The following is a 5,920-nucleotide window of genomic DNA, read 5'->3' on the forward strand; positions in this document are numbered from 1 at the left end:
TGGGGGGGGGGGGGGGGGGGGGGGGGGGGGGGGGGGGGGGGGGGGGGGGGGCCCCCCCCCCCCCCCCCCCGCGACGCCGCTCTCAGCGGCCGACCGGGTCGGCGTCCGCTCCGTCCCCGGGCGTGACCAGGGCGAGGTGGCCCCCGTCGTCCAGAGGGGTCGGGACGGTCAGGGTCGTGAGCAGCTCCGCCCGGTCCGCGTCGAAGACGTGGACCTCGCCATGGCCACCCCGGCTGACCGCGACCAGGCCCCCGCCCGGGGATGCGGCGACGGCCCGCCGCTGCACGCCGTCCCAGGGTGTCCCGCCGCGCCGGGGCGCACCCGCCATGGCGGGCAGGGGCAGTCGCGCGCCGACCTCCGGGCGGGACCCGGCGGCCGGGGGAGCGGCGAGCAGGATCAGCTCGTCGCCGTCCGGGTGGACCCGGGTGTACGCGATGTGCCGGGCGGTCACCGCGAGCCGGAAGACCAGCCCGGGGCCCAGGTCGAGCCGGCCCGTCTCGCCGGTGTCCAGGTGATGCCACCAGGCGTCGTTGGTCCAGTCGGGCCACTGCCCGGGATCGCCCGGTCCGCCGCGCATGCACGACCAGAGCAGCCGCCGTACGGGATCGAGCCGCAGGTAGTAGCCGCGCCCGCCGGAGCGCCCGTCGGCGGACCAGGACAAGGGGGTCTCGGGCGTGAGGTCGTCCCCCTTCCGCCGCGCGCGGTGCACCCCCGAGCCCGCGGCGGCGAACACCCGGCCGGTGAGCGGGTCGTGGGCGTCGCCGTGCCCGTCGTCGTCCGGCAGGGCGATCCGCCGGACCGGGGTCGCCGGTGGGCAGGCGGGGGCCGAACGCATCAGCTCGCGGTGCCGGTGGACCAGCAGTTCGCCCGGCTCCCGGTGGCGCAGCACCACGAGCGGGGACGGCCCGCCGAGGACCGTGACCCCCGGCTCGCCGGTCCGTCCCCGTACGCGTACGGCGACGGCGCCGTCCGGTGCGTCGAGGTCGACTGCCGTCAGCAGCCCGGTCCACGCCTCCTCGTTGCGGCCGAGGCCGGTGGTCACCGCGAGGTGCCGCCCTCCCGGGGCCGCCGCCAGATGCTCGGCGGGGACCGCGACCGGTAGGCGCCGCCGCACCAGCGGCCGGCCCGCGTCCGGGCCGTACGGATCGAGGACCAGCAGCTCGCCCGCGCGGTCGTCCACGCACGCGGTGAGGCCGCCCGGCAGGGCGAGGAAGCCCGCGTGCTCGGCGAGATGCCGGTGGTTCAGCTCCGCCCGCTCCATGCCGTCCGGGAGGTCCAACAGGCTGATCCGCCCGGCGACGTGGTCGGAGACCAGCAGGCGCGGCGGCGCGTGGGGGGCGGGGGGTGAGGTGGGCGACATGGCGAACTCCCGGGGTCGGCAGGGCTGGTGAGGACGGCGGGGGCGGTGGGGTGTCGGAGGCCGGTGGATCCCGGCGGAGACCCCGCCCACTTTATTGGAAATGATAATCATGTGTAAGGTTTCGGCTTGTGGCGGGGATCGCTCCCGGGCTCCGCCGCCTGTTCTGCCGCATCCCCGGGACCGCACAGGAACGTTGAGGGACCCGTCGATGCCACGAACCGCGCTGAGAGTCCGCCGCTGGGCCGCGATCGCCGTACTGGGAGGCCTGCTGGCCGGCTGCGGCACCGAGAACGCCGACACCGGGGAGCCGGCCGCGGCGGCCGGCTCCGGAGCCCGTACGAGCACCGAGGTGCGGCCCATCGAGGCCGCCAACCGGATCACCGACGCCAAGGGCGTCACGGTCTCCCTGCCGAAGCCTCCGGAGAAGATCGTCTGCCTGGTCGCCCTCTGCGACGACATCCTCGTCGAGCTGGGCCTGACCCCCACCGCCACCAACTCCCAGGTGCTGGCGCACCCGAGGTTCCTGGGCAAGGAGAGGGCGGCGAAGATACCGGTCGTGCCCGGCGGCTTCCTCAGCCCCGAGGTCGAGGCGATCCTGTCCCACCAGCCCGACCTGGTCATCGGCCTGGAGGACACGCACGGCAAGCTCGCCCCCGCGCTGAAGGGCGCCACCGCCTTCTGGCCGGTCCAGCCCGGATCCTGGCAGGACAGCGTCGGCTACCTGCGGGACCTGGCCGCGCTCACCGGCCGCACCGAGCAGGGCGAGAGGGCGGAGAAGACCTTCCGCACCCGCCTGGCGCAGGCGGAGAAGGAGAAGAGCGGCAAGACCTCGCTGATCGTCTTCGGCAGCGACGAGAACTTCGGCGTGGCCACCCCGGAGACCGATGTGGCGGCCGGCCTGTTCCCGAAGATCTCCCACTACCCCTGGAAGAGCCGGGGCGTCGACGGCAGCTACAGCCTGGAGGAGATCCTCGCCCGGGACGTCGACGTCCTGTTCGTGGAGACCCTGTCCTTCGGCGCGCCGGACGGCAGGCTCTCCGACAAGCTGGCCGAGAACCCGCTCTGGTCGCGCATCCCGGCCGTGAAGAACGGCAAGGTCATCGAGGTCGACTCCGAGGTGTGGGCCAAGGGGCGCGGCACCCGGTCCCTGGGCGTCGTCCTCGACGAGGCGACGGCCGCACTGCGGTGAGGCGTCCGCCCGTGGCGCTGCTCTGCCTGGGCGGCGCGGCGCTGGCGAGCGCGGTCTGCGCGCTCAGCCTCGGCACGCCGTACGTCCCGCCCGCCAGGCTCCCGGCCACGCTCGGGTCCGACGGACTCGCGGGGCTCGTCGTCACCGAACTGCGTCTGCCCCGCATGGTGTTGGCCTTGATCGCGGGGGCCTGCCTGGGGGCGGCGGGCCTCGTCCTCCAGGAGGCCCTGCGCAACCCGCTGGCCGTGCCCGAGATGCTGGGTGTCTCCTCCGGGGCCGCCCTGGGCGTCGCCGCGCCGCTGGTCCTGACCCTGACCGTCCCGCTCGGGCTGCAGCCGTTCCTCGCCCTGGCCGGGGCGGCGCTCGGCGGTCTGCTGACCCTGGTCGCCGCCGGATTCGGGCGGAGTCCCTCGGCCGTCCTGCTGACCGGGGCCGCCGTCGCCGCCGCGCTCCAGGCCGGACTGCTGGTGCTCATGGTCATGGCCGACCAGCTCGACCTCCAGCTCATCTACCGCTATCTGCTGGGCAGTCTGTCCGCCCGCACCTGGGACGACGTCACCGGTCTGCTGCCCTGGCTCGCCGTGGCCCTCCCGGCCCTGGTGCTGTGCGTGCCGGTGCTCGGTGTGCTGCGGCTGGGCGACGACGACGCCCGCGCGCTGGGCGTACGGGTGGAGCGGGCACGGGTGGCGGCGCTCGGCATCGCCGTCGTGCTCATCGCCCCTGTCGTCGCGGTCTGCGGGCCGGTGGCCTGGGTCGGCTTCCTCGCCCCGCACCTCGCCCGTCGCCTCCACCCGGACGGCGGCGCGGCCGGGTGGCTCGTCCGGTCCGCCGTGTGCGGCGCGATCGTCGTGCTCTGCGCCGACCAGCCGGCCCGGCTCGCGCTCGCCCCGGTCGAAACGCCCGTCGGCGCCTGGACCGCCCTGGTGGGGGTGCCCGTCGGGGTCGCGCTGCTGAAGCGGGGGAGGCGGCCCGCCCGGGACCGCGGGCCCGTGACCCCCCTGCCCGTGCCCGTGCCGGGAAGTCCACCGGATGCCCCCGCTCCCGTCCTGCGGAAGGCGGAACGATGACCCTCCTCGAAACCGAGCCGGGACGGGGGCGACGTGCCCGCCGCGCCCTGCGCGGACCGGGCGTCCGGATGGGCTGCCTGGCACTGCTCGTCGCCGTGGTGGCCTGGGCCGGTCTCTTCGCCGGCCGGGGCGTCACCCCAGAAGGCGTCCGGGCCGTGCTGCTCGGGGGCGGCAGCGATCCGACGGCTGAACACATCGTGATGCACCTGCGGTTGCCCCGCCTGCTGGTGGCTCTGGTCGCCGGAGCCTGCCTCGGGTTGGCCGGGCTGGTGCTCCAGTCGGCCCTCCGCAACCCGCTCGCCGGACCCGAGGTCACCGGCGTCACCCCCGGCGCGGTGCTCGGTGCGGTGACGGCGACCGGCCTCGGCCTCGCGGGCTGGGAGTCCCCCACGGCCGTGGTCGTGGCGGCCTGCCTCGGCGGCTTCGCCGGAGCGGGACTGCTGTGGCTGCTCGCCGGGCGGGACCGGGGCGACCCGGAACAGACCGCCGTCTACGGGGTCCTCGTGTCGGCGGTGCTCGCCGGACTCACCGCGGTCGTCCTGCTGGTGGCTCCCGGCGAACTCGGCAGCGTCGTCCAGTGGTTGATCGGCTCCACCGAGGGCCGGGTCTGGCAGCACTGGAATCTGCTCTGGCCGTGGGCCGCCTTCTGGGGAGCGGCGGCCTGGCTGCTCGCCGGGCCGCTGACCCTGCTGCGCTGCGGCGACGAACAGGCCTCCGCCGCGGGGCTGGCCACCGGCCGGGGCCGGGGCGCGGCACTCGTGTGCGCGGTGGCGCTGACGGCCGGCGCCGTGTCGGCGGTGGGCGCGCTCGGATTCGTGGGACTGCTGGTGCCCCACCTGGCGCTGGCCGTCTTCGGCGCCGACCTGCGCGTCACCCTTCCGGGCGCCGCACTGTTCGGCGCCGCGGTGGTGTGCGGGGCGGACGCCGCGGCCCAGCTGCTGTCCCGGCTGCTGGCCACCGCACTCGACGCGGACCGGCTGACGCTCCCGGTCGGCGCCCTGACCACCTGCGTGGGGGCGGGGCTGCTGATGGTCGTGGCGCGGCGACGGGCGGACGAGCGATGACGGAGACAACGCATGGGAGGAGAGCGAGCATGCCGGAAAGCCCGACAGACCGAGTGACCACGGGTGTGGCGAAGAGAGGTGGCCGGAAACCGGCCTCGGTCCCGGCCGCGCCCCCGGTCCCGGCGCCGCCCCCGGACCTGGCCCCGGCCCCGGACGTCGTTCGGGCGGAGGGGCTGACCTTCGGCTACCCGGGACGACCGGTGCTGCGCGGGGTGGACCTGAGTATCCGGGCCGGCGAACTGGTCGCCCTGATCGGGCTGAACGGCTGCGGCAAGAGCACCTTCCTCAAACTCGCCGCCGGCCTGCTCACCCCGAGCGGTGGGCGCGTCCTGCTCGACGGCGACGACGTGGCGCGGCTGCCACGCCGCACCGCCGCCCGGCGCGTCGCCCTGCTCCATCAAGCGGCACCAGCGGTGCCTGGGCTGACGGTACGTCAACTCGTACGGCAGGGTCGCTATGCCGCGCGGGGGCCGCTCGGCATGCTGCGGGAGGGCGACGACGAGGTGACGTCCCGGGCGCTCGCGGACGTCGGTGTCACCGCCTGGGCCGACCGGCCCGTGGACACACTGTCCGGAGGCGAACGCCAGCGCGTCCGGCTGGCCATGGCGCTGGCCCAGGACGCCCGCGTGCTCTTCCTCGACGAGCCGACCACCTATCTCGATCTGCGGCACCAGCTGGAGGTGCTCCAGACGGTCGTACGGCTGCGCGCGGAACGCCGGCTGACGGTGGTGATGGTGCTGCACGACCTCAATCACGCCGCCCGGTTCGCCGATCGGATCGTCGCGCTCCGGGAGGGCCGCGTCGCCGCCGACGGGCCCCCGGCCGAGGTGGTCACCCGCCGCCTGCTGGCCGAAGTCCTCGGTGTGGAGGGCCGGGTGGGGCTCGACGACGAGGGCGGCTGGCCCGTCTGTTACCCAGATCACCCTCTCGACCCGCTCCAGCTATTGCGGAATGAAAATCATATTCATTAGTGTCTGTGCTGCGGCACGCACCAACGCCGCGATCACCACCCATCCGATCCGACCGAATGGAGACGTCACCTCATGGAGCAGAACAAGGTGTTCAGCCCGATCGCCGACCAGGGCCAGCTCGCCCACCTCTCCGCCACCCACTCGAACGCCCTCGTCGAGAACCCCTTCGACGACGCCGTCGAGGCCGACACCGCGGCCGAGAAGTAAGCGACTCCTGCCCCTGACGGCAGATTCCCGCACAGCGCGGGAGCGGGCCCGCCCGGTGAGAT

General features: G+C 75.1%; 6 protein-coding genes. 5 read left to right on the forward strand and 1 reads right to left on the reverse strand.

What is annotated here, in order from left to right; genetic code table 11:
- Window positions 1-82: 82 nt before the first annotated feature.
- A complete protein-coding gene (locus ACFWRV_RS35755) occupies window positions 83-1,360 on the reverse strand; it encodes a hypothetical protein (RefSeq protein ID WP_384340271.1) in 1,278 nt (425 codons plus the stop codon).
- A 208-nt stretch (window positions 1,361-1,568) separates the two neighbouring features.
- Here ACFWRV_RS35755 and ACFWRV_RS35760 point away from each other — a divergent pair, with 208 nt between their 5' ends.
- From ACFWRV_RS35760 to amiA, 5 genes are all read left to right on the forward strand, one after another.
- Entirely contained in the window at window positions 1,569-2,549 is a 981-nt protein-coding gene (locus ACFWRV_RS35760) for an ABC transporter substrate-binding protein (RefSeq protein ID WP_384340273.1), read from the forward strand.
- Entirely contained in the window at window positions 2,546-3,616 is a 1,071-nt protein-coding gene (locus tag ACFWRV_RS35765) for a FecCD family ABC transporter permease (RefSeq protein WP_384340275.1), read from the forward strand. Before ACFWRV_RS35760 ends, ACFWRV_RS35765 begins: the two co-directional genes overlap by 4 nt.
- Window positions 3,613-4,680 carry a FecCD family ABC transporter permease gene (locus ACFWRV_RS35770; RefSeq protein ID WP_384340277.1) on the forward strand — a complete coding sequence of 356 codons (1,068 nt, stop codon included), beginning with the start codon at window positions 3,613-3,615 and terminating at the stop codon, window positions 4,678-4,680. The genes ACFWRV_RS35765 and ACFWRV_RS35770 overlap by 4 nt, the downstream gene beginning before the upstream one ends.
- Window positions 4,681-4,709: 29 nt before the next feature.
- Complete coding sequence (locus tag ACFWRV_RS35775; RefSeq protein WP_384340279.1) at window positions 4,710-5,651, forward strand: ABC transporter ATP-binding protein; 942 nt, start codon at window positions 4,710-4,712, stop codon at window positions 5,649-5,651.
- 72 nt (window positions 5,652-5,723) lie between these two features.
- On the forward strand, window positions 5,724-5,858 hold the full coding sequence (gene amiA, locus ACFWRV_RS35780; protein WP_006129278.1) for a streptamidine family RiPP: 135 nt from the start codon (window positions 5,724-5,726) through the stop codon (window positions 5,856-5,858).
- Window positions 5,859-5,920 lie beyond the last annotated feature (62 nt).

Source organism: Streptomyces sp. NPDC058576 (assembly GCF_042718715.1).
In the GTDB taxonomy this organism is placed as follows: Bacteria; Actinomycetota; Actinomycetes; order Streptomycetales; family Streptomycetaceae; genus Streptomyces.

Bases quoted from the DNA above. Each gene is read 5' to 3' on its own strand.
- ACFWRV_RS35770 (WP_384340277.1), top strand. From the start codon at position 3,613: ATGACCCTCCTCGAAACCGAGCCGGGACGGGGGCGACGTGCCCGCCGC.
- amiA (WP_006129278.1), top strand. From the start codon at position 5,724: ATGGAGCAGAACAAGGTGTTCAGCCCGATCGCCGACCAGGGCCAGCTC.
- ACFWRV_RS35775 (WP_384340279.1), top strand. From the start codon at position 4,710: ATGCCGGAAAGCCCGACAGACCGAGTGACCACGGGTGTGGCGAAGAGA.
- ACFWRV_RS35760 (WP_384340273.1), top strand. From the start codon at position 1,569: ATGCCACGAACCGCGCTGAGAGTCCGCCGCTGGGCCGCGATCGCCGTA.
- ACFWRV_RS35755 (WP_384340271.1), bottom strand. From the start codon at position 1,360: ATGTCGCCCACCTCACCCCCCGCCCCCCACGCGCCGCCGCGCCTGCTG.